The 22,448-nt window shown below is 68.3% G+C and carries 19 protein-coding genes; 11 read left to right on the top strand and 8 right to left on the bottom strand.

Annotated features, from left to right (window positions below; all coding sequences use genetic code 11):
• Position 1: 1 nt before the first annotated feature.
• Together K2F54_RS06825 and K2F54_RS06820 are read left to right on the top strand one after the other, a co-directional pair.
• Positions 2-2,500: a DEAD/DEAH box helicase gene (locus K2F54_RS06825; RefSeq protein ID WP_220605099.1), complete on the top strand. Its 2,499-nt coding sequence runs from the start codon at positions 2-4 to the stop codon at positions 2,498-2,500.
• A 23-nt stretch (positions 2,501-2,523) separates the two neighbouring features.
• Complete coding sequence (locus tag K2F54_RS06820) at positions 2,524-3,591, top strand: Gfo/Idh/MocA family protein (RefSeq protein WP_220605098.1); 1,068 nt, start codon at positions 2,524-2,526, stop codon at positions 3,589-3,591.
• Between the two features lie 9 nt (positions 3,592-3,600).
• On the opposite strand, the gene K2F54_RS19520 is transcribed toward K2F54_RS06820, so the two are convergent.
• The 8 genes from K2F54_RS19520 to K2F54_RS06780 all read right to left on the bottom strand — a co-directional run bounded on the left by K2F54_RS19520 (position 3,601) and on the right by K2F54_RS06780 (position 11,931).
• On the bottom strand, positions 3,601-3,984 hold the full coding sequence (locus K2F54_RS19520; RefSeq protein ID WP_220605097.1) for a LysM peptidoglycan-binding domain-containing protein: 384 nt from the start codon (positions 3,982-3,984) through the stop codon (positions 3,601-3,603).
• A gap of 221 nt (positions 3,985-4,205) precedes the next feature.
• Positions 4,206-5,582 carry an L-serine ammonia-lyase gene (locus K2F54_RS06810; RefSeq protein WP_220605096.1) on the bottom strand — a complete coding sequence of 459 codons (1,377 nt, stop codon included), beginning with the start codon at positions 5,580-5,582 and terminating at the stop codon, positions 4,206-4,208.
• 46 nt (positions 5,583-5,628) lie between these two features.
• Positions 5,629-6,198 carry a CoA-binding protein gene (locus tag K2F54_RS06805; RefSeq protein WP_220605095.1) on the bottom strand — a complete coding sequence of 190 codons (570 nt, stop codon included), beginning with the start codon at positions 6,196-6,198 and terminating at the stop codon, positions 5,629-5,631.
• On the bottom strand, positions 6,195-7,493 hold the full coding sequence (locus K2F54_RS06800) for an O-acetylhomoserine aminocarboxypropyltransferase/cysteine synthase family protein (protein ID WP_220605094.1): 1,299 nt from the start codon (positions 7,491-7,493) through the stop codon (positions 6,195-6,197). Before K2F54_RS06800 ends, K2F54_RS06805 begins: the two co-directional genes overlap by 4 nt.
• 73 nt (positions 7,494-7,566) lie before the next feature.
• Positions 7,567-7,821 carry a hypothetical protein gene (locus K2F54_RS06795; RefSeq protein ID WP_220605093.1) on the bottom strand — a complete coding sequence of 85 codons (255 nt, stop codon included), beginning with the start codon at positions 7,819-7,821 and terminating at the stop codon, positions 7,567-7,569.
• Between the two features lie 90 nt (positions 7,822-7,911).
• Complete coding sequence (locus K2F54_RS06790; protein ID WP_220605092.1) at positions 7,912-8,973, bottom strand: YeiH family protein; 1,062 nt, start codon at positions 8,971-8,973, stop codon at positions 7,912-7,914.
• Between the two features lie 74 nt (positions 8,974-9,047).
• Positions 9,048-10,148 carry a fatty acid desaturase family protein gene (locus K2F54_RS06785; RefSeq protein ID WP_220605091.1) on the bottom strand — a complete coding sequence of 367 codons (1,101 nt, stop codon included), beginning with the start codon at positions 10,146-10,148 and terminating at the stop codon, positions 9,048-9,050.
• Positions 10,149-10,338: 190 nt separating this feature from the next.
• Positions 10,339-11,931 carry a dolichyl-phosphate-mannose--protein mannosyltransferase gene (locus K2F54_RS06780; RefSeq protein ID WP_308287550.1) on the bottom strand — a complete coding sequence of 531 codons (1,593 nt, stop codon included), beginning with the start codon at positions 11,929-11,931 and terminating at the stop codon, positions 10,339-10,341.
• Between the two features lie 51 nt (positions 11,932-11,982).
• Here K2F54_RS06780 and rsmI point away from each other — a divergent pair, with 51 nt between their 5' ends.
• From rsmI to K2F54_RS06735, 9 genes are all read left to right on the top strand, one after another.
• Positions 11,983-12,858, top strand: a complete 876-nt coding sequence (gene rsmI / locus K2F54_RS06775) for a 16S rRNA (cytidine(1402)-2'-O)-methyltransferase (RefSeq protein ID WP_220605089.1) — start codon at positions 11,983-11,985, stop codon at positions 12,856-12,858.
• A 79-nt stretch (positions 12,859-12,937) separates the two neighbouring features.
• Positions 12,938-14,500 carry a methionine--tRNA ligase gene (gene metG, locus K2F54_RS06770; RefSeq protein ID WP_220605088.1) on the top strand — a complete coding sequence of 521 codons (1,563 nt, stop codon included), beginning with the start codon at positions 12,938-12,940 and terminating at the stop codon, positions 14,498-14,500.
• Positions 14,493-15,464, top strand: a complete 972-nt coding sequence (locus tag K2F54_RS06765; RefSeq protein ID WP_220605087.1) for a TatD family hydrolase — start codon at positions 14,493-14,495, stop codon at positions 15,462-15,464. Before metG ends, K2F54_RS06765 begins: the two co-directional genes overlap by 8 nt.
• A complete protein-coding gene (gene rsmA, locus K2F54_RS06760) occupies positions 15,461-16,339 on the top strand; it encodes a 16S rRNA (adenine(1518)-N(6)/adenine(1519)-N(6))-dimethyltransferase RsmA (protein ID WP_220605086.1) in 879 nt (292 codons plus the stop codon). Before K2F54_RS06765 ends, rsmA begins: the two co-directional genes overlap by 4 nt.
• 9 nt (positions 16,340-16,348) lie before the next feature.
• Entirely contained in the window at positions 16,349-17,284 is a 936-nt protein-coding gene (locus tag K2F54_RS06755; protein WP_220605085.1) for a 4-(cytidine 5'-diphospho)-2-C-methyl-D-erythritol kinase, read from the top strand.
• 397 nt (positions 17,285-17,681) lie between these two features.
• Positions 17,682-19,487 carry an ABC-F family ATP-binding cassette domain-containing protein gene (locus K2F54_RS06750; RefSeq protein WP_220605084.1) on the top strand — a complete coding sequence of 602 codons (1,806 nt, stop codon included), beginning with the start codon at positions 17,682-17,684 and terminating at the stop codon, positions 19,485-19,487.
• Between the two features lie 225 nt (positions 19,488-19,712).
• A complete protein-coding gene (locus K2F54_RS06745) occupies positions 19,713-20,669 on the top strand; it encodes a MetQ/NlpA family ABC transporter substrate-binding protein (protein ID WP_374107272.1) in 957 nt (318 codons plus the stop codon).
• A 73-nt stretch (positions 20,670-20,742) separates the two neighbouring features.
• On the top strand, positions 20,743-21,783 hold the full coding sequence (locus K2F54_RS06740; protein ID WP_220605083.1) for a methionine ABC transporter ATP-binding protein: 1,041 nt from the start codon (positions 20,743-20,745) through the stop codon (positions 21,781-21,783).
• 2 nt (positions 21,784-21,785) lie between these two features.
• Positions 21,786-22,445, top strand: a complete 660-nt coding sequence (locus K2F54_RS06735; RefSeq protein WP_220605082.1) for a methionine ABC transporter permease — start codon at positions 21,786-21,788, stop codon at positions 22,443-22,445.
• Positions 22,446-22,448 lie beyond the last annotated feature (3 nt).

The following is a 22,448-nucleotide window of genomic DNA, read 5'->3' as shown; positions in this document are numbered from 1 at the left end:
CATGGCAACCCTCACCGCCCTCCCGCACGTCACCGATCCCGACCAGCTGTTCGAGGCCTTCGAATCGTGGGCGGCGGATGCCGGTCTCAGGCTCTACCCGGCGCAGGAGGAAGCGGTCATCGAGATCGTCTCTGGGGCGAACCTGATCCTCTCCACCCCCACCGGTACCGGCAAGTCGCTCGTGGCCGTCGGTGCGCACTTCGCGGCCCTCTCGGCCGGCAAACGCACCTTCTACACCGCACCGATCAAGGCGCTGGTGAGCGAGAAGTTCTTCGCCCTGGTGGAGATTTTCGGCGCCGAGAACGTGGGCATGATGACGGGGGATTCGTCGGTCAACTCCGACGCCCCGATCATCTGCTGCACCGCCGAGATCCTCGCCAACCTGGCCCTCCGCAACGGTGAGGACACCCCGGTCGACCAGGTCGTGATGGACGAATTCCACTTCTACTCCGACCCTGACCGCGGCTGGGCCTGGCAGGTACCGCTGCTGCTGCTGCCGCGGGTGCAGTTCATCCTGATGTCGGCCACCCTCGGCGACGTCACCGATATCGCCGCCGACCTCTCTCGGCGCACCAACCGCGACACCGCTGTGGTCACCGGCGTGGAGCGCCCCGTGCCGCTGCACTACTTCTACGAGACCACCCCGGTGCACGAGACGGTGGAGGACCTGCTCAAGACCGGACAGGCGCCCGTCTACATCGTGCACTTCGCCCAGGCCGCCGCGCTCGAACGGGCCCAGGCGCTCTCCAGCGTCAAGGTGGTCACCAAGGAGCAGAAGGAGGCCATCGCCGAGCTGATCGGCGAGTTCCGGTTCACCACCAGCTTCGGCAAGACCCTCTCCCGGCTCATCCGGATGGGCATCGGCGTGCACCACGCCGGCATGCTGCCCAAGTACCGCCGGCTGGTCGAGCAGCTCGCCCAGCGCGGCCTGCTCCGGGTGATCTGCGGTACAGACACCCTCGGCGTGGGCATCAACGTGCCCATCCGCAGCGTGCTGTTCACGGCGCTGACCAAGTACGACGGCGTCAAGATGCGCCAGCTCAACGCCCGCGAGTTCCACCAGATCGCCGGCCGCGCCGGCCGGGCCGGTTTCGACACCGCCGGAACGGTGATGATCCAGGCCCCCGACCACGAGACCGAGAACCTCAAGGCCGTGCAGAAGGCCGGAGACGACCCGAAGAAGAAGCGCAAGATCATCCGCAAGCGCGCCCCGGAGGGGTTCGTCTCCTGGGGCGAACCGTCGTTCCGCCGCCTCGTCGACGCCGAACCCGAGACCCTCACCTCGAGCATGCAGATGACCAGCGCCATGCTCATCAACGTGATCGCTCGCGGCGGCGACGCGTTCGCCAACGTGTACTCGCTGGTGTTCGACAACCACGAGCCGTGGAAGCGGCAGCTCGCGCACGCCCGCCGGGCCCTGGGTATCTACAAGACCCTGCGCGCGGCCGGGATCGTTGAGCAGGGCGCGGACGGCAGCATCCGTCTCACCGTGGATCTGCAGGCGAACTTCGCGCTCAACCAGCCGCTGTCACCGTTCGCGCTGGCCGCGTTCGACCTGCTCGATATCGAGGCGCCGACCTACGCGCTCGACATGATCTCGGTGGTCGAGTCCACCCTCGACGACCCGCGCCCGGTACTGATGGGCCAGCAGTTCCAGGCCCGCGGTGACGCCGTGAACGCGATGAAGAGTGAGGGCATCGAATACGACCAGCGGATGGAGCTGCTCGAGGAGATCACCTGGCCCAAGCCGCTCGATGAGCTGCTCAGCTACGCCTTCGAGACCTACAAGCAGTCCCAGCCCTGGATCGCCGACTTCCCGCTGCGGCCCAAGACCGTGGTGCGCGATATGTACGAGCGCGCCATGTCGTTCGGCGAGTTCGTGGCCTACTACAAGCTCGCCCGCAGCGAGGGGGTGGTGCTGCGCTACCTCTCGGATGCGTACCGCGCCGCCAGGCAGACCATCCCCGACGAGGCCAAGACCGAAGACCTGCTCGACCTGATCGAGTGGCTCGGCGAGCTGGTGCGGCAGGTGGACTCCAGCCTGCTCGACGAGTGGGAGGAGCTCATCCACCCCGACCTGGCCGCGCACGAGGCCACCGCGCACGTCGTCGTGCCGCCCGCGCCGCACCGGCTCAGCACCAACACCCGCGCCTTCCGCATCCTGGTGCGGAACGAATTGTTCCGCCGGGTGCAGCTGGCCGCGCTGGAGAACTACGACGCCCTGGGCGACCTCGACCGGGCGCACGGCTTCGGGGCGGATGCCTGGGCGGACGCCATGGACGGCTACTACGCCGACCACGACGAGTTGCTGGTCGGGGCGAACGCGCGCGGTGCCGGCCTGATCATCTTCGACGAGGGCACTGAGGTGTGGACCGTACGGCAGATCTTCGACGATCCGGCCGGCGACCACGACTGGGGCATCAGCGCCACCGTCGACCTGGCGGCCAGTGACGAGGCCGGGATCGCCGTGCTGCGGGTGACCGGCGTGAACCGCCTCTGACGGGCACGGCGTACCCTGGGGCAATGACATCTTCACCGCTCGACACCGACCAGACCAGTCCGATCCGTGCCGGGGTTCTCGGCTACGGGCTCTCCGGCCGGGTGTTCCACGCGCCGTTCCTGGCGGCCAACCCCGACTACTCCCTCGATGTCATCGTCACCGGCAATGCCGAGCGGGCCGCTGCGGCGCAGGCGGCCTACCCGAACGTGCAGGTCCTCGGCACCGCTGAGGAGCTGTTCGCCCGAGACGAGCTCGACCTCGTCGTCATCGGCACACCGCCGGAGACCCACGTTCCGCTGGCGCACGCGGCGCTGGATGCCGGACTGGCCGTGGTGATCGACAAGCCGTTCTCCACCACCTCGCAGGAGGGCTGGGAACTGGTCAACCGGGCCGCGAGCCTCGGCCTGCCGATCACCGTGTTCCAGAACCGGCGCTGGGACGGCGACTTCCTCACCCTGCAGGCCCTCCTGGCCGAGGGTGCGCTCGGTGAGGTCCACCGGTTCGAGTCCCGGTTCGAGTCCTTCAAGCCGGGCCCTGCCCGCAGCTGGAAGGCGCAGGCGACGCCGGCCGCCGGCGGCGGTATTCTCTTCGACCTCGGCGCCCACCTCATCGACCAGGCCGTGCAGCTGTTCGGGCCCGTGGCCGACCTGGACGGCGCCGTGAGCGCAGACGTGCGCACCCGCCGGTCCGACGCTGCCGCGGACGATGACAGCTTCGTGTCGCTGCAGCACGCGTCCGGGGTGTCGTCGCAGCTGTGGATGAGTAAGTTCGCGGCCCAGGTCGGGCCGCGCTACCGGGTGCTCGGATCCACCAGCGCCTACGTCAAGTGGGGACTCGACGGTCAGGAGGACGCGATCCAGGCCGGCGCACGCCCGGAGGACGCGGACTTCGGCGTCGAACCCGAGTCCAGCTGGGGGCGCCTGGGTGTCGACGGCGCCACGGTGGCCGTGCCGACCAGACGCGGGAGCTACAGCGCGTTCTACGCCGTCCTGGCCGACGCACTGCTTCGGGGCGGAGAGCTACCGGTCGACCCCGCCGACGCGATTCGCACCATCGAACTGATCGAACGTATCCACGCCTCGACGCGCTAGCGCACCGGGTCAGCCGGTCTTGGTCCAGTCCAGGTTGAGTACTTGGCGCTCGTAGATGTCCTCGCCGATGCCCGCGACCTTGGGGTTCATCTTGAGCAGCTGCTGCATGGGAACGTTGAAGCGCTGGGCGATGTCGAAGAACGAGTCACCCGGCAGCACCTTGTAGCTGATCGGCATGCCGGTGCCGTCGGTCACTGGTGCGCCCTGCGCCCCGGGGATGGCGCCGAGGTCGACCGCGGGGCCCTCGGGGAGGGGTTCGGCGGGCAGCTCGGGGTTCGGGTCGAGGGACGGATCCTCCACGACCGGTTCCTGGGTCGGCTCGGGCGTCGGTGTCGGCGTCGGAGTGGCTGTGGGTGTGGGTGTGGGTGTGGGCGTTGGCGTTTGCGTGATCACGATGGTCTCCGTCACGGCCGGCGCCGGTGCGGCGGCGCATCCGGTGAGGGCGAGCCCGGCGAGAACGAGCGTCGCGACGGTGAACGGGCGCGGTGGCAGAGCACGGCGCGGTGAACGAGTGGATTCGTCGATGATGTACCCCCAGGGAAACTAGCTTAGGTCAGGGCATACGCTACCGGGTGCCTCGGGGTGTGCCCCATTCGAGTGCCGGGTCACGCCCATCAGCACTCGATGACGTTGACCGCCAGGCCGCCCTCACTGGTTTCCTTGTACTTGGTCATCATGTCCAGACCGGTCTGGCGCATGGTCTCGATCACGGTGTCCAGTGACACCAGGTGGGTGCCGTCGCCGTGCAGGGCCAGGCGGGCCGCCGACACCGCCGTCGACGCGGCGATCGCGTTGCGCTCGATGCAGGGCACCTGCACCAGGCCACCGACCGGGTCGCAGGTCAGACCGAGGTGATGCTCCATCGCGATCTCCGCGGCGTTCTCCACCTGACGCGGGGTGCCGCCGAGCACAGCGCAGAGCGCCCCTGCGGCCATGGCGCAGGCCGAGCCGACCTCGGCCTGGCAGCCCCCCTCCGCACCCGAGATGGACGCGTTCGCCTTGACCAGCGACCCGATCGCCACCGCGGTGAGCAGGAACCGACGGATGCCGGCCGCATCCGCACCCGGGACGAACCGGAGATAGTAATGCGCGACAGCGGGGATGATACCGGCGGCCCCGTTGGTGGGCGCAGTGACGACACGACCGCCGGAGGCGTTCTCCTCGTTCACCGCGAGGGCGAAGGCGTGCAACCACTCGGTGGAGGTATCTCTTTCCCGCTGCGGCAGACCGTCATATTCTTCCAGCTGCATACGGATGGCGGAGGCTCGCCGCTTGACCCGCAGGCCGCCCGGCAGGATGCCATCCACGTGCAGCCCCGCCTCAACGCAGGCGTGCATGGCGGCCCAGATCGCGTCGAGTCCGGCGTCGAGTCCCTCCCTGCCGTGCAGGGCTTCCTCGTTGGCGCGGGCGACATCACAGATGCCGATGCCGTGCTCATCGCAGAGCGCCAACAGGGCGGCGCTGGACGCATACGGCATCGGCTGTGCGGCCCGTGCGGCGGGGCGCACCGGGTCGCCGTCGCGGCGGATGAAGCCACCGCCAATCGAGTAATAGGTCTCCTCGAGCACGGGGACGGTGTCGTCGGTGCCCCATGCCGTGAGCGTCATCGCGTTGGGGTGCCCGGGCAGCCGGGTACGAGGTTCGAAGACCACGTCGCTCTGTTGCAGCGACACCGCGTGCGTGCTGTTCAGCAGCAGAGAGTCGCCGTCGACATGGCCCGCCCAACGATTGCGCACGTCGTCGGGGTCGCACGCCTCCGGCCGAAGCCCCGCCAGGCCGGCCAGGATCGCGTCGGGGGTGCCGTGGCCGAGGCCCGTCGAGCCGAGCGAGCCGAACAGTGAGCAACGGATGCGCACCACCTCGGTGAGGCGGCCGCTGCTGGCCAGGCTCTCGGCGAAGGCGAGGGCGGCACGCATCGGGCCGACCGTGTGGGAACTGGATGGACCGATTCCGATGGAGAAGAGGTCGAGAGCCGAAACGTACGCTGTCACCTGCCCATCGTACGCGCGCGGCTAACGGGCGGCCGTGCGGGAAAGACTAGCGGATGGTCTTGCGGGCGGTGATCTGCCCGGTGTCGAAGCCGAGCAGGTGCAGCCCGCCGTGGAACCGGGCATGCTCGATCTTGATGCAGCGGTCCATCACGATGGTGAGGCCCTTCGACTCGCCGTACTCCGCGGCCTCCTGGTTCCAGATACCCAGCTGCACCCACACGGTTTTCGCCCCCACCGCGATGGCGTCGTCGATCACGGACGGGATGTCGGACGCCTTGCGGAAGACGTCGACGATGTCGGGTACCTCCGGCAGCGACGCCAGATCGGGGTAGGCCTTCTCGCCGAGGATGGTGTCGGCGCGGGGGTTGACGAAGTAGACCCGGTAGTCGCTCGACTGCTGCAGGTAGGTGCCCACGAAGTAGCTGGAGCGGGCCGGGTTGGGGGAGGCGCCGACGATCGCGATCGACTTCGCCCGGCGCAGGATGCCCAGCCGCGCCTTGGCGTCCGGACCCTCCCAGGTGCGCTGGGTGCGCAACAATTTGGCCAGCGGGGAGTTGGTGGGAACACTGCAGCTCAGGCCGTTGGTGAGCTGGACGGTTTCGGTGGCGGCGGTCATGCTGCAGCTCCTGCGGAGGCCTGGCTGAGCGCCTGGTCGAGGTCGTAGATGATGTCGTCGACATCCTCGATGCCCACGCTGATGCGCACCAGGCCGGCCAGCACGCCGGCGTCGACGAGCTGCTGCTCACTGAGCTGGGCGTGCGTGGTGGAGGCCGGGTGGATGACCAGGGTCTTGGCGTCGCCGATGTTGGCCAGGTGGCTGGCCAGGTCGACGGACTCGATGAAGGTGCGGCCGGCGTCGCGGCCGCCCTTCACACCGAAGCTGAACACCGAGCCCGGACCCTTGGGCAGGTACTTGAGCCCGCGTTCGTAGTGCGGGTGGCTGGGCAGGCCGGCCCAGTTGACGAAGTCGACGCGCGGGTCGGCGTCGAGCCATTCGGCCACTATGCGGGCGTTGTTCACGTGCGCCTGCAGCCGGTACGGCAGTGTTTCCACGCCCTGGGCGAGCAGGAACGCGGAGTGCGGGGCGAGCACAGGGCCGATGTCGCGCAGCTGCTCGGCGCGGAGGCGGGTGAGGAAGGCGTACTCGCCGAAGTTGCCCGACCACTCCAGGCCGCCGTAGCTGGGCACCGGCTCGGCGAAGAGCGGGAACTTGTCGCTGTGCCAGTTGAACCGGCCGCTCTCCACGACCACGCCGCCCAGGGTGGTGCCGTGGCCGCCGAGGAACTTGGTGGCGGAGTGGATGACGATGTCCGCGCCCCACTCGATCGGCCGGCAGAGGTAGGGGGTGGCGATGGTGGAGTCGATCACCAGCGGAATGCCGGCGGCGTGCGCCACGGCGGCCAGGCCCTCGATGTCGGCGACCTCGCCGGACGGGTTGGCGACCGTCTCGGCGAAGATCAGCTTGGTCTTGTCGGTGATCGCCGCGGCATAGTCGGCCGGGTCGGCGGACTGCACGAAGGTGGTCTCCACACCGAACCGGCGCAGGGTCACGTCGAGTTGGGTGATCGAGCCGCCATAGAGGTTGGCGCTGGAGACGATGTGGTCACCGGCGCCGGCGAGGCTGGCGAAGGTGATGTACTGCGCGGCCAGGCCGGAGGCGGTGGCGACGGCGCCCAGGCCGCCCTCCAGGCTGGCGATGCGCTCTTCGAACGCGGCCACGGTGGGATTGGACAGCCGGGAGTAGACGTTGCCGTACTTCTGCAGGGCGAAGCGCGCCGCGGCATCCGCAGTGTCGTCGAACACGAAGGCGCTGGTCTGGTAGATGGGCAGCGCACGCGCCCCGGTGACGGCGTCGGGGATGTTCCCGGCGTGGATTGCCCTGGTGGTGAAGCCGTACTCGCGATCTGCCATGCCAGTACGCTACCGGCCCGCCGACGACCCCAGAGCGGGCGGCGTAACAGAGCGCCACATGACTCGGGTGTATCTACTTGCGACGTCTGAAATTGACGATGAGTGGTACGACAACCCCGATGGTGACGACACCGATAAGAGCCGGGAACGACCAGCTGATGGTCCGGTAGGCCGTGTCGAGTGCCGGCGTGGTCGCCAACCCGGCATCGCCTCCCGGAACTTGATCGACGAGGATTGTGGCGTTTATCGCAGCGGTGAAGAGCGTGACAACCAAGAAAAGAACAATGAGACTGACGACTGCAATCCATGCGGCAATGCCCAAACTCATTTTTCTCTGCATCTTGAGTGATCCCCCCACTGATTGTCATGGCTGAATATACATACGGCCCTCCTCGAGCGACCTCGTTGCGTCAGCCTGTCAGCTGATGAACACGGCGGCCAGCGCCAGAACGGCGATGAGCAGCCAGGAGGTGAGGCCGACGCCCAGCGCCCGCCCGCCGGTGCGCACGAGCTCGCCCAGCCGCACCGCGGTGCCCAGGCCGAACAGGGCCATGGCCAGCAGCACCGTCTGCACCAGGTCGGCCGCATCGAGCACCGTTGCCGGCAGCGGAATGAACGTGCGCACCAGCACCATCGCCAGGAATCCGGCCACGAACAGGGGGATCACCGGCGGGCGGTGCTGCACGGTCGCCGGGGGAGCGGCGGCGGAGCCGCTCTCGGCACCGGCAACACCGGCCGAGGCGGATGCGCCGACCATGGCGAGCTCGCGCCGGCGCTCGTACACCGCTACGCCGGCCACGATGGGTGCGAGCATCAACACCCGGGTGAGCTTGACCACCACGGCCACGGCGAGTGCCGCCGATCCGGCGATCTGCGCCGTTGCGACGACCTGGCCCACATCGTGCACCCCTGCACCCACCCAATGGCCGAACTGCAGGTCCGTCAGGCCCAACGGATGCCAGAGCAGCGGCAGCACACCGATGGCGAGGGTGCCGCAGAGGGTCACCAGCGCCACCGGCGTGGCGGTTTCCCGGTCTTTCGCGTTGATCGTCGCGCTCATGGCGCCGATGGCGGAGGCGCCGCAGATGGCGAAGCCGGTGGCGATCAGCAGCGGCTCATGCCCGGGCAGGCCCACGAGGCGGCCGAGCCACAGGGTGCCGAAGAAGGTGAGCAGTACGATCAGCACCGTGCTGGTGATGGTCACCCAGCCCAGCCCGATGATGTCGACCAGGCTGAGCTTGAGACCGAGCAGCACCACCCCCAGACGCATCAGTCGGTGGGCGGCGACGCTGAGGCCGGGCTGCAACGGGCCGGCCAGTGCGGGCCGCAGCACGTGCAGCTGACCCACGATGATGCCCAGCAGCACGGCCACGGTCAACAACGGCACGGCGGGTACGGCGGTGCTCACCCCCCACGCCACCAGCGCGGCCAGCCCCGCCACCGCAACTCCCAGAATCCACACGGGGTAAACCCTACCCATCGGGCCGAGCACCACGAGGAAAGCCCCCTCCCGTGAGACGGGAAGGGGCTGAACTCTTGGTTCGCGGACTGTCGTCAGCGGTGGTGGAAGCGCTGCACCATCGGGCAGTCGAACGGGTCACGTGCGGCCAGGCCCACCTTGTTGAGGTAGGCGACGACGATGCCGTAGGACTCGAACAGGCCGGTCTCGGTGTAGAGGATCTTGTTCGACTGGCAGTATTCCTTGGTGATCTCCTGCGCCTTCTTCAGGTGCGGGCGGGCCATGTTCGGGAACAGGTGGTGTTCGACCTGGTAGTTGAGGCCGCCCATGAAGGTGTCCATCAGGGTGCCGCCGCGGATGTTGCGCGACGTGAGCACCTGGCGACGGAGGAAGTCGACCTTGCTCTCGTGCGGCAGCTGCGGCATGCCCTTGTGGTTGGGCGCGAACGAGGCGCCCATGTAGACACCGAAGACGGCCATCTGCACGCCGATGAAGGCGAACGCCATGCCCAGCGGCAGGAAGTAGAAGATCACGGCGAAGTAGAGCACGATGCGGCTGGTGAGCATGGTGATCTCGAGCCAGCGCTTGTCGACCTTGCCCTTGCCGAACACGGTCTTGAAGCCGTGGATGTGCAGGTTGATGCCCTCGAGGGTGAGCAGCGGGAAGAAGAGGTAGCCCTGCTTGCGGGTGATGAAGGAGGTGAGCCAGTTGACCTCGGCGGCGTCCTTCTCATTGAAGCGGATCACGTCGGGCTCGATGTCGGGGTCCTTGCCCACGACGTTCGGGTTGGCGTGGTGCCGGCTGTGCTTGGTCATCCACCAGGCGTAGCTGATGCCCACGAAGAGGTTGGCGAGGATGCGGCCGGCCCGGTCGTTGGCGGGCCCGGACTCGAAGACCTGACGGTGCGAGGCCTCGTGGGCGAGGAAGGCGAACTGGGTGAGGATGATGCCGAGCACGCCGGCGATGATCAGCTGGTACCAGGAGTCACCGAGCAGCACGAAGCCGACGCCGAGGCCGACCGTGATCAGCACGAGGGCGGCGAAGACACCCCAGTAGAAGCCGGTGCGGCGGCCGAGCAACCCGAGGTTGCGCACGGTGTGCAGCAGAGCGGAGTACTCGGTGGTGGGGTTCTTGGAGTCGCCACCCTTGCGAGTGCGGACAATACGCACCGTGGGTGCGGCAGATGCTTCCGACATGAGGCCTTTGGTTTGTATCTGGACTTCTCAGTCGGTTGTAGAGCAAACACTCGTCAAGCAGATAACGGATATCCTACGGGTCGCGGCCCCGATTTCGCCGGGAATTCACACCCCTTTAACAGGGGATGTATTCCAATTTCAGCATATATCGGAATGTATGCACGCCCTGCAATATTAGCGAAAGTGCTGGTCAGCGCCAGCTCGGCAGCCAGATGTGCATCTGCCAGAAGGCGAACGGTACCTGGGTGCCGGTCCACAGCGGCAGGAAGAAGGCGCTCACCAGGGTGGCAATGCTCAGAAACGCCACGACGACGATGAGCCCGACGGTGGAGCCCTCGCCGGTTTCGGCGCGAGGCGCGCGCCCGCCGATACCCAGCAACAGCCCGATCACCAGGGTGAGTCCGAGGATCAGGTAGGGCTGGAAGGCGATCGTGTAGAACTGGAAGACGGTGCGGTTCAGGTACGCCAGCCAGGGCAGGTAACCGGCGACCATGCCCACCAGGATCAGCCCGACGCGCCACTCGCGGTAGCGCACGAGACGGTAGACCAGATAGGGGATGGCTGCGGTCGCCGCCCACCAGATGATCGGATTGGCGATGCCGGTGATGGCCTCCGAGCAGGTCGCGTACGCGCATCCGTTCTCGCCGAGCGAGCTGCCCTGGTAGTACATGCTGGTCGGCCGGGTCAGGAACAGCCAGGTGAGCGGGTTCGCCTGGTACGGATGCGGCGTGACGAGCCCGACGTGATAGCCGTATGCGGCGCTCTGGTAGTGCCAGAAACTCTGCAGGGCGTGCGGCACCCAGGCCAGCGCGCCCGTCCAGGCCTGGCCGGCCTGATCGGCGAAGTCACGACTGTACCCGCCCCGGGTGACGAACCAGCCCGTCCACGACACGAGGAACGTCAGCACGGCCACCGGCACCAGCAGCAGGAAGGTCACCGGCCCCTGTTTGAGGATCGCGCCGCTGATCCAGAACGGCAGTCCGGCCCGGCGGCGGGCGAGCGCGTCGACGACGACGAGGTAGATGCCGAACGCGGCGAGGAAGTAGGCACCTGACCACTTCACCGAGCAGGCCAACCCGAAGGCCAGGCCGGCGGCGATTACCCAGGGCCGCCACCACAGGGCAGGACCCCAGGTGGAGTCGACCTCATTATCCCTGCTCTCCGCCAGCCAGGCGCCCAGCCGTTTCCGGTGGTGGTCCCTGTCCATCAGCACGGCGCCGAAACCGAGCAGGGTGAAGAACATGACGTAGTTGTCGAGAAGCGCCACCCGGCTCATCACGATGGCGTTGCCGTCGATGGCGAACAGGAAACCGGCGATCGTGGTGAGCAGCATCGAGCCGAACAGCTTCTGCGCGATGAGCATCAGCAGCAGCACGGCGAGCACGCCGACCAGCGCCGTCATCACCCGCCAGCCGAACGGGCTGTCGGCGCCGAACACGGCCATGCCGAGAGCGATCAGCCACTTGCCCAGCGGAGGGTGCACCACGAAGGACGCGGAGGTGGTGAAGATGTTGCTCTGCCCGGCGGCGAACAGGGCGTCGGCACCATCCGGCCAGGTGGACTCGTACCCGTTGTTGAACAGGCTCCAGGCGTCCTTCACATAGAAGGTCTCGTCGAAGACCAGCGACGCCGGGTGTCCGAGGTTGACGAACCGCAGAATCGCGGCCAACAGCAGCACCAGGGCCGGACCGGCGAACCGGACCCACCGGTGAGCGGCGAGGGCAGACCACCTGGCGGACCACGGGGTCGTGTCGCGGTCGGTGTCGCGGAGGGTGGTGAGCACGTCACCATCGTAGTGAGCGCTGCCGGGGGAGACTGCTGCGAGACTGGGACCATGATCATTCTGGCCGCCACCCCCATCGGCAACCTCGGGGATGCCTCCGCGCGCCTGATCGAGGCACTGCGCACCAGCACCGTCATCGCCGCAGAAGATACCCGGGTGACGGTGCACCTGCTCAAGGCCCTGGGGGTGGAGAACCGGCCACGGCTGATCGCCCTGCACGACCACAACGAGCGCGGCAAGGCCGCCGAACTCGTCGAACTCGCCCGCGACACCGACCTGCTCGTGCTCAGCGACGCCGGCATGCCCACGGTCTCCGACCCCGGCTTCCACCTGGTGGATGCCGCGATCTCCGCCGGCGTGACCGTCACCGCCATCCCGGGGCCGTCGGCCGTGCTCACCGCGCTGGCCGTCTCTGGGCTGCCCACCGACAGGTTCACCTTCGAGGGCTTCCTGCCCCGCAAGCACGGCGAACGCATGCAGGCCCTCCGGCAGGTGGCCACCGAACCCCGCACCATGGTCTTCTTCGAATCGCCCAACCGGATCGCCGCCTCGCTCACCGACCTCGCCGCCGTGCTCGGTGCGGACCGTCGGGTCGTGGTCTGCCGCGAACTGACCAAGTTCTACGAAGAGGTCAAGCGGGGCACCGCCGCCGAACTGGCCGAGTGGGCAGCCGGCGGGGTACGCGGCGAGATCTGCATCGTCGTCGCCGGGGCCACCGCTCGGGTGCTCGACCTGGCCACCGGTGTCGAGGAGGTCCTGGCCCTGGTCGCGGCCGGAGCCCGGCTCAAGGACGCCGCGGCCGACGTGTCCGCCGCCTCAGGACTGGGCAAGCGCGATCTGTACGAAGCTGCGCTCACCGGCAAGGCCGCCGGAACCGGCGGGACACGGCAGAAGGCCGTTCCCCAGCCCGAGCTGCCCCTGCCCTGACCGGCCCCGGCCCTGACCGGCCCCGGGCGCGGGGCGTAACAGGGTCGGCGGGTCAGGCAGGTCCCCATAAGATGAAAGCATGTCCGACGGTTCTTCTTTTTACATCACCACGCCCATTTTTTACGTGAATGATGTCCCGCACATCGGGCACGCCTACACGGAGGTGGCCGCGGACGTGCTTGCCCGCTGGCACCGCCAGCGCGGAGAGGACGCCTGGCTGCTCACCGGCACGGACGAGCACGGTCAGAAGATCCTGCGCACCGCCACCGCCAACGGCGTCACGCCCAAGGAATGGGCCGACCGTCTGGTCGAGACCGCGTGGAAGCCGCTGCTGGAGACCGTTGACATCCGCAACGACGACTTCATCCGCACCACCGACGTGCGCCACGAAGAGAACGCACAGAAGTTCCTGCAGCACCTCTTCGACGCCGGCCACATCTACACCGGCGAGTACGAGGGCTTCTACTGCGTGGGTTGTGAGGAGTACAAGCAGCCGGGTGACCTCGTCGAGGGCACCGGTGAATTCATCGGCCAGCAGGTCTGCGCCATCCACTCCATCCCGGTCGAGCTGCTGCACGAGAAGAACTACTTCTTCCGCATGAGCACCTTCACCGACCAGCTGCTCGCCCTCTACGAGGCCGACCCCACCTTCATCCAGCCCGAGTCCGCCCGCAACGAGGTCATCTCGTTCGTCAAGCAGGGCCTGAGCGACCTGTCGATCTCCCGGTCGAGCTTCGACTGGGGCATCAAGGTGCCGTGGGACGACAGCCACGTCGTCTACGTCTGGTTCGACGCTCTGCTCAACTACATCACCGCCGCCGGCTACGGCCAGGACGATGAGAAGTTCAGCCGGCTCTGGCCGGCCACGCACATCGTCGGCAAGGACATCCTGCGCTTCCACGCGGTGATCTGGCCGGCCATGCTCCTGGCCGCAGGACTCCCCGTTCCCGCCAGGGTCTTCGGCCACGGTTGGCTGCTCGTCGGCGGCGAGAAGATGAGCAAGTCCAAGCTCACCGGCATCGCTCCCAACCAGATCACCGACGTCTTCGGCTCCGACACCTTCCGCTACTACTTCATGCGCGCCATCAGCTTCGGCCAGGACGGCTCGTTCTCCTGGGAGGACCTGTCCGCCCGCTACCAGTCCGAGCTCGCCAACGGCTTCGGCAACCTGGCCTCCCGCGTCATCGCCATGGTCGTGCGCTATTGCGACGGCGAGATCCCCGCCGGCGGCACCCCCACCGATGCGGATACGGCCATCCGCGAAACCGCGATCCGGGTCACCGAAGCCGCCGGCGAGGCCATCGACAGGTTCGCGCTGCACGAGGCCCTCGCATCCGTGTGGGAACTCGTCGACGACCTCAACGGCTACATCACCGTGCAGGAGCCCTGGGCGCTGGCCAAGAACCCCGACGACCGGGAACGCCTGGAGACCGTGCTGCACACCGTGGTGCGGGGCCTCGGCACCCTCGCCGTGCTGCTCTCGCCCGTGACCCCGCAGGCCACCGCGACGCTCTGGGCCGCCCTGGGCGGAACCGGCCTGGTCGAAGAGGCCCGCATCGACCGCGCCTGGGAGTGGACCGGAGGCACCCACGTGTCGCCGCTGGCCGCCCTGTTCCCGCGCATCGAGGCCACGGTTGGCTAACGACGCCGCCGCAGCACACATCCGCGCCCGAGAGGCGACGGCGGGCCGTGACCTGGTCTACCCGCCCACCCCGGTGCCGCTGGTTGTTGGCGTCTACGACAACCACACCCACTTGGACCCCTCGACAGGCTCAGGACGAGGCGACGGTATCACCCCGCTCTCGGTCACCGAGCAGCTCGACCTCGCCAGCAGCGTGGGCGTGCGCGGTGTCATCCAGGTGGGCACCGACGTGGCCACCTCCCGCTGGTCGGCCGAGATGGCCGCACGGGAACCGCGGATGCTCGCCGCCGTCGCCATCCACCCCAACGACACGCCAGACCTCGAAACCGCCGGCACCCTCGACGACGCCCTCGCGGTGATCGACGAGCTCGCCGGGCATGACCGGGTGGTCGCGATCGGTGAGACCGGACTGGACTTCTATCGCACCGCCCTCGACGGCCGGGCCGCGCAGTTCCGCTCCTTCGAGGCACACATCGAGATCGCCAAGCGGCACGGCCTCGCTCTGCAGATCCACGACCGTGACGCCCACGACGAGGTCGTCGAAACCCTGCTGCGGGTCGGCGCGCCAGAGCGCACCGTCTTCCACTGCTTCTCCGGCGGCGCCGAACTGGCCAGGCTGTGCGCCGACCAGGGCTGGTACATGTCGTTCGCCGGCCCGGTCTCGTTCAAGAACGCCGCCACCCTGCGCGAAGCCCTCGACGTGGCCCCGCGTGCCCTGCTGCTGGTGGAGACCGACGCGCCGTACCTCACCCCGACGCCGCACCGCGGCCGGCCCAACGCGCCCTACCTGCTGCCGCACACCCTGCGGGCCATGGCCGATCACCTGCAGACGGATGTCTCGCTGCTCGCCGCCCAGATCACCTCGAACACCGAACTCGTCTACGGCCGATGGGACGCCCACCCCGTGCTGGTACCCGACGCCCACACCGACCCCCGCATCAGCCCGGCCGGAGGCCTCGCATGACCGACTCTGCCCACACACCTGCCCAGCAACCCGCCGCACCGACCCTGCTCGGCCCCGCCGAGATCCGCGACCTCGCCGAGATGCTCGGGGTGAACCCGACCAAGAAGCTCGGCCAGAACTTCCTTCTCGACGGCAACACCGTGCGCCGGATCGTGAAGGTCGCCGCCGTGAAGCCCGGGGAGACCGTCGTGGAGGTGGGCCCAGGACTGGGCTCGCTCACCCTGGGGATCCTCGAGGTGGGCGCAGCGGTCGTGGCCGTGGAGATCGATGACCGCCTCGCCGAGCAGCTGCCGCTGACCGTGCAGCTGATGCAGCCGGGCGCGTTGCTCACGGTCATCCGTGCCGACGCGCTGAAGATCGCCGAACTGCCCGGCGAGCCCACCCGTCTGGTGGCGAACCTGCCGTACAACGTCTCGGTGCCCGTGCTGCTGCACCTGCTCGAGCACTTCGCCTCGATCCGCACCGGTGTCGTCATGGTGCAGGCCGAGGTCGGCGAACGCCTCGCCGCGGCGCCGGGGTCGAAGATCTACGGCAGTCCCAGCGTCAAGGCCGCCTGGTACGGCACGTTCCGCACCGCGGGCAAGGTGAGCCGCCAGGTGTTCTGGCCGGTCCCGAACGTCGACTCCATCCTCATCGCGTTCGAACGAAGGGCCGAAGAGCTCGAGTCGGAAGAACTCCGTCTGGCCACCTTCGCACTCGTGGACGGCGCGTTCCAGCAGCGCCGCAAGATGCTGCGCCAGTCGCTGTCTGGTGTGCTCGGCGACTCGGCGCAGGCCACCGCGGTGCTCGTCAGAGCCGGCATCGACCCCACCGAACGCGGCGAACAGCTCACGGTCGACCACTTCCTGGCCATCGCCCGCGCCTGGCTGGCCTAGGTTAGACGTATGACCGACACGGCGACCTCAGCTGTTGTGCATACGAGGGCACCAGGCAAGATCAACGTCTTCCTCAAGGTGGGCGCCGTGATGGATGACGGTTACCACGACCTCGCCACCGCCTTCCAGGCGGTGTCGCTCTACGAAGACGTGCGCGCCTCAGCCGCCGAGGGCTTCAGCGTCGGATTCACCGGCTCCATCGACACCTCCGGGCTGGCCGTCGGCGAGAGCAACCTCGCCATCAAGGCGGCCCGCGCCCTCGCCGCTGCCACCGGGTACACCGGGGGTGTGCACCTCGAGATCGAGAAGAACGTGCCCATCGCCGGCGGCATGGGCGGCGGGTCGGCGGATGCCGCGGCCACGCTGCTGGCCTGTGACGCGCTCTGGGGCACCGACGTGAGCAAAGAGGAGCTGCTGCGGATCGGGGCGACCCTCGGCGCCGACGTGCCGTTCGCGGTCACCGGCGGCACCGCCATCGGCACCGGCCGCGGCGACCAGCTCAGCCCGGCGCTGGCCAAGGGCACCTTCCACTGGGTGCTCGCCCTGGCCGAATTCGGTATGTCGACGCCCTCGGTGTACAGCGAGCTCGACCGCCACCGCACCCGGCACGCCCAGGACATCTTTCCCGCGCAGGTGCAGCCGACCGTGGACGCCAACGTGCTGCAGGCCCTGCGCGCCGGCGACCCGGCGATGCTGGCCGACACCATGCACAACGACCTGCAGGCCCCCGCGCTGCAACTCGCTCCCGGCCTGGCCAGGGTGCTCGAACTCGGCGAGGCGAACGGCGCCCTGGCGGGCATCCTGTCCGGCTCAGGGCCCACGGTGGCGTTCCTCGTGCCGGACACCGACGCGGGACTGGAGCTGCAGGTGGCTCTGAGCGCCGCCCGCCTGCACGTCGTGCACGCCACCGGCCCCGTGCACGGGGCCCGCATCATCCACCCGTAGCCTCGCGCCCGGGCGCTCCCCAGTCTCCGCCGGGCGCGTCTGGCCTGGCCCGGTCCGCCCGGGCGTGGATGCCGGTGCGCGGGTCAGGCGCCGATTCGCGGGTTGGGTGCCACCCGCGGAGCGGCGCAGTACCCGCGCAGCTCGGGAGAACCACATCGGGGACCAAGCTGCGCGGGTCGGGCGCCGCTGCGCGGGTCGGGCGCCATCACGGTCGAGTGCGGGCGCCGCTGCGCGCGGCAGGCGCCACCATCGTCGGGCACGGATGCCGGTGCGCGGGTCAGGCGCCGATTCGCGGGTTGCGTGTCACCCGCGGAGCGGCGCAGTGCCCGCGCAGCTCGATTTCCGGGCAGGGGAGTGCGGTTCCGGCTCCCAGCTGCGACGGCTAGGCTCGAACCCTATGGCACATTTGCTCGGGGCCGAGTCCCTGCACCTTGAATTTCCCACCCGCGTCATCTTCGACAGCGTCACCGCCGGACTGAACGAGGGCGACCGCATTGGCATCGTCGGCCGTAACGGCGACGGCAAGTCCACCCTCCTGCGCCTGCTCGCCGGCCGCATGGAGCCCGATTCCGGCCGGGTGACCCGCCGACGCGGTGTCACCATCGGCGTCCTCGACCAGTCCGACGACCTCGTCAACGGCCAGACCGTGGGTCACACCATCGTCGGCGGCATCGACGAGCACGTCTGGGCCGGCGACTCGAAGGTCCGCGACGTCATCGCCGGACTCGTGCGCGACATCCCCTGGGACACCCTCGTCGACGATCTCTCCGGTGGCCAGCGCCGCCGGGTGGCCCTCGCCCAGGTCCTCATCGGCGACCACGACGTGGTCTTCCTCGATGAGCCCACCAACCACCTCGACGTCGAAGGCATCGCCTGGCTCGCCGGCCACCTCAAGAACCGCTGGGCGCAGAACTCCGGCGGCCTGGTGGTCGTCACCCACGACCGGTGGTTCCTCGACGAGGTCTGCAACATGACCTGGGAGGTGCACGACCGCCTGATCGAACCGTTTGAGGGCGGCTACGCCGCCTACATCCTGCAGCGCGTGGAGCGCGACCGGATGAGCGCCGTGATGGAGGGCAAGCGCCAGAACCTGATGAAGAAGGAACTGGCGTGGCTGCGCCGCGGAGCCCCCGCCCGCACCGCCAAGCCCAAGTTCCGCATCGACGCAGCCAACGAGCTGATCGAGAACGAGCCGCCGCCCCGCGACACCGTCTCGATGCAGTCGATGGCCATGCAGCGTCTGGGCAAGGATGTCGTCGACCTGGTCGATGTCTCCGTCACCTTCGGCGAGAAGACCGTGCTCAACGGCATCACCTGGCTGATCGCACCGGGGGAGCGCACCGGCATCCTCGGCGTCAACGGCGCAGGCAAGTCGACGCTGCTCAACCTCGTGGCCGGCACCCTCACTCCGGACACCGGCAAGGTCAAGCGCGGCAAGACCATCAAGGTCGCCGTGCTCACCCAGCAGCTGTTCGAACTGGACGACATCCGCAACGACCGGGTGAGCGACGTCATCGCCCGCCAGCGCACCTCATACATGGCCGGCGGCAAGGAGATCACGCCCGGCCAGATGCTCGAGCGTATGGGCTTCATGAGCGCGCAGCTCTCCACCCAGGTCAAGGACCTCTCCGGTGGGCAGAAGCGTCGCCTGCAGTTGCTGCTGATCGTGCTGGACGAGCCGAACGTGCTCATCCTCGACGAGCCCACCAACGACCTGGACACCGACATGCTCGCGGCCATGGAGGACCTGCTCGACTCGTTCCCCGGCACGCTGCTCGTCGTCTCGCACGACCGGTACCTGATCGAGCGTGTCACCGACAACCAGTACGCGGTCTCCGACGGCGGCTTCCACCACCTGCCCGGCGGTGTCGACCAGTACCTCGACCTGCGCAAGCGCCAGGTCGCCGGCGGTTCGTTCACGGCGGATGCGGCCTCGCCGACGTCCGCAGCCGTCAAGGGCTCCGGGAAGCCGACGCTCGGCGGCGCGGAGCTCCGCAACGCCCAGAAGGAGCTCGCCTCCATCGACCGCAAGGTCGCCAAGCAGCAGGCCAAGATCAAGGAGCTGCACAACTCCCTGGCTGCGCACGACCAGAGCGACTACACCGGTCTCGGCAAGATCCAGGCCGAGGTCTCCGCGGCCGAAGACGCCGTGGCGGGCTTCGAAACCCGCTGGGTGGAACTTTCGGTGCTGCTCGAGAAGTGAGTCACCTGTTTCACCGCAAGCGGTAGCCCCGTTGCACAACACGCCGCCCAGCTCGCAGATTCTGTGACTGGGCGGCGTTCGTCGAATATGCTGTGACGGATTGCGTCGGGGTGGCTCACACGCGTCGCACCCTGCGGTTACCGTAGAAGGGTGCCACGCGACGCTGCGGCACAGACCCCCACCTTTTTCTCGCGTGGTTGACCTGTGCCCTGAAACGCAGGAGTCGTGCGCGGCACGTTCCGCCCGTACCGGGCGGACGGACACAGCAATCGAAACGTGGAGAACAGCGTGAAGAACATCAGCCTGAAGAAGGGCCTCCTGGCCACCCTGGCCGCCGGAGCCAGCCTGACCCTGCTCGCCGGCTGCGCCGGTGCGGCCGGCGACGGAGCCGACGAGACCGTGAAGATCGGTGTCGTGGGTGCCAGCGACCCATACTGGGCCGAGTACACCGAAGCCGCCGCGGCGGAGGGCATCGAGGTCGAGATCGTCGACTTCGCCGAGTACAACCAGCCCAACCCGGCGCTCAGCAACGGCGACATCGACATGAACCAGTTCCAGCACCTGGTCTACCTCGCCGACTACAACGTCGCCTCCGGCGAAGACCTCACGCCCATCGGCGCCACGGCCATCTACCCGCTCGGCCTGTACTCGAGCAAGGTCACCGACGTCGACGAGCTGAAGAAGGGCGACACCGTCGCCGTGCCCAACGACGCCAGCAACCTCGCCCGTGCCCTGCTGGTGTTGCAGAGCGCCGACCTGGTCACGCTCAAGGACGGTGGCTCGATCTTCTCCACCCTCGATGACGTCGACACCGCGAAGTCCACGGTGGAGGTGACCGCTCTCGAGCCGTCGCTGACCGCCACCTCGCTGCCCGACGTGGCCGCGGCGATCATCAACAACGACTTCGTCGAGAAGGCCGGCCTGTCCTTCGATGACGCCCTGGTCAAGGACGACGCCGCAGACGAGACGGCGCTGCCCTACGTCAACGTGTTCGCCGTGCGCGCCGAGGATGCCGACAACGAGACCTACGCCACGCTGATCGACATCTACCAGACCACCACCGCAGTGACCGACGGCGTGATGGAGGTCTCCGGCGACTCCGCCGTGCTGGCCACCACGCCCGCGGCCGACCTGCAGGCCGCGCTGGCCACGGTCGAGGAAGACACCGCAGCACAGAAGTAGGTCACACCCCGGCCGGCCGGACCGCCTCGTGCGGTCCGGCCGGCCGTTCCCTGTTCCAACCGAAGGATCGTGCATGTCCAGTCCCACCCCACTCGTCGAACTGAGAAACGTCAGCAAGGTGTATCCGGCCACCGTCAAGGGTGGAGCGGATGTGACCGCGATCGACGATGTGAGCCTCTCCATCGATGCCGGCGACGTCTACGGCATCATCGGCTACTCCGGGGCGGGCAAGTCCACCCTGGTGCGCCTGGTGAACGTGCTCGAACGCTCCACCGCCGGCCAGATCCTCATCGACGGCCGAGACGTGGCCCGGCTCCCCGAGCGGGAGCTGCGACCGGTACGGCTGGGCATCGGCATGATCTTCCAGCAGTTCAACCTGCTGAACTCCCGCACCGTCGCCCGCAACGTGGCGTATCCGCTCGAGGTGGCCGGCCGGGACAAGTCGGACCGCGCCAAGCGGGTCGCCGAGATGCTCGACTTCGTGGGCCTGGCCGACAAGGCCGGTGCCTACCCCGACCAGCTCTCCGGCGGGCAGAAGCAGCGGGTGGGCATCGCCAGAGCCCTGGCAACGTCGCCGGCGCTGTTGCTGGCCGACGAGGCCACCAGCGCCCTCGACCCCGAGACCACCCACGAGGTGCTCGAACTCCTCAAGCGGGTCAACCGCGAGTTCGGGGTCACCATCATCGTCATCACCCACGAGATGGATGTCATCCAGACGCTGGCCACGAAGGTCGCCGTGATGGACCAGGGCCGCGTGATCGAACGCGGTGACGTGTTCGACGTGTTCTCCAACCCGCAACAGTCGGCATCCGCCCGGTTCGTGTCGACAGTAGTGAAGGGGGTGCCGTCCCGGCCGGAGCTGGACGTGCTGCGCGCCAGGCACACGGGACGCATCGTCACCCTCGCGTTCCGCGACGACACCGTCGATCAGACCCGGGTGTTCGGGGAACTGTCCCGCGACGGGGTGGCCTTCCAGGTCGTCTACGGCGGTATCAACGAGATCCAGGGCCGCCCGTTCGGCCACCTCACCCTCGCTCTCACCGGCGACAACGAGACCATCGACGCCGCGCTCGACCGAGTGCGTGCGCTCACCACCGTCACCGAGGTGCGCTGATCATGGACAACCTCATCACCCTCCTGCCCGAACTGTGGATCGCCGCTGGCGAGACGCTCTACATCGTCGGCCTGACCCTGCTCTTCGGCGGGTTCGGCGGCCTGATCCTCGGCCTCGGCCTCTACCTCACCCGGGCGGGCAGCATCCTGGCCAACCGGGCGGTGTTCTCGACCATCAACGTGCTCGTGAACACCGTCCGGCCCATCCCGTTCATCATCTTCCTGGCCGCGGCTCAACCGCTGGCCAGGGTCGCGGTGGGCACCGGCATCGGCAACAACGCCATCATCTTCACGATCGCCCTCGCGGCCATGTTCGCCATCGCCCGCATCGTGGAGCAGAACCTGCTCACCGTCACACCCGGCGTCATCGAGGCCGCACGCAGCGTGGGCGCCGGCCCTGTGCGCATCATCTTCACCGTGCTGCTGCCGGAGGCGCTCGGACCGCTGATCCTGGGCTACACCTTCATCTTCGTGGCGCTGGTGGACATGTCGGCCGTCGCCGGCTACATCGGCGGCGGCGGGCTGGGCGCCTTCGCCCTGCTCTACGGCTACCGGCAGTTCGATCCCGTCGTCACCTGGGCGGCCGTGCTGCTGATCATCGTCTTCGTGCAGCTCGTCCAGTTCCTCGGCAACTGGCTGGCCCGCAAGGCCCTCCGCCGTTAGCGG

Origin of the sequence: Cryobacterium inferilacus, from assembly GCF_019599185.1 — a bacterium.
In the GTDB taxonomy this organism is placed as follows: Bacteria; Actinomycetota; Actinomycetes; order Actinomycetales; family Microbacteriaceae; genus Cryobacterium; species Cryobacterium inferilacus.
Note: the sequence above shows the minus strand (reverse complement) of the source record. Positions and strands in the feature narration are given on the sequence as shown.

Bases quoted from the DNA above. Each gene is read 5' to 3' on its own strand.
- K2F54_RS06825 (WP_220605099.1), top strand. From the start codon at position 2: ATGGCAACCCTCACCGCCCTCCCGCACGTCACCGATCCCGACCAGCTG.
- K2F54_RS06820 (WP_220605098.1), top strand. From the start codon at position 2,524: ATGACATCTTCACCGCTCGACACCGACCAGACCAGTCCGATCCGTGCC.
- K2F54_RS06805 (WP_220605095.1), bottom strand. From the start codon at position 6,198: ATGACCGCCGCCACCGAAACCGTCCAGCTCACCAACGGCCTGAGCTGC.
- K2F54_RS06800 (WP_220605094.1), bottom strand. From the start codon at position 7,493: ATGGCAGATCGCGAGTACGGCTTCACCACCAGGGCAATCCACGCCGGG.
- K2F54_RS06795 (WP_220605093.1), bottom strand. From the start codon at position 7,821: ATGAGTTTGGGCATTGCCGCATGGATTGCAGTCGTCAGTCTCATTGTT.
- K2F54_RS06790 (WP_220605092.1), bottom strand. From the start codon at position 8,973: ATGGGTAGGGTTTACCCCGTGTGGATTCTGGGAGTTGCGGTGGCGGGG.
- K2F54_RS06785 (WP_220605091.1), bottom strand. From the start codon at position 10,148: ATGTCGGAAGCATCTGCCGCACCCACGGTGCGTATTGTCCGCACTCGC.
- rsmI (WP_220605089.1), top strand. From the start codon at position 11,983: ATGATCATTCTGGCCGCCACCCCCATCGGCAACCTCGGGGATGCCTCC.
- metG (WP_220605088.1), top strand. From the start codon at position 12,938: ATGTCCGACGGTTCTTCTTTTTACATCACCACGCCCATTTTTTACGTG.
- rsmA (WP_220605086.1), top strand. From the start codon at position 15,461: ATGACCGACTCTGCCCACACACCTGCCCAGCAACCCGCCGCACCGACC.
- K2F54_RS06755 (WP_220605085.1), top strand. From the start codon at position 16,349: ATGACCGACACGGCGACCTCAGCTGTTGTGCATACGAGGGCACCAGGC.
- K2F54_RS06750 (WP_220605084.1), top strand. From the start codon at position 17,682: ATGGCACATTTGCTCGGGGCCGAGTCCCTGCACCTTGAATTTCCCACC.
- K2F54_RS06740 (WP_220605083.1), top strand. From the start codon at position 20,743: ATGTCCAGTCCCACCCCACTCGTCGAACTGAGAAACGTCAGCAAGGTG.
- K2F54_RS06735 (WP_220605082.1), top strand. From the start codon at position 21,786: ATGGACAACCTCATCACCCTCCTGCCCGAACTGTGGATCGCCGCTGGC.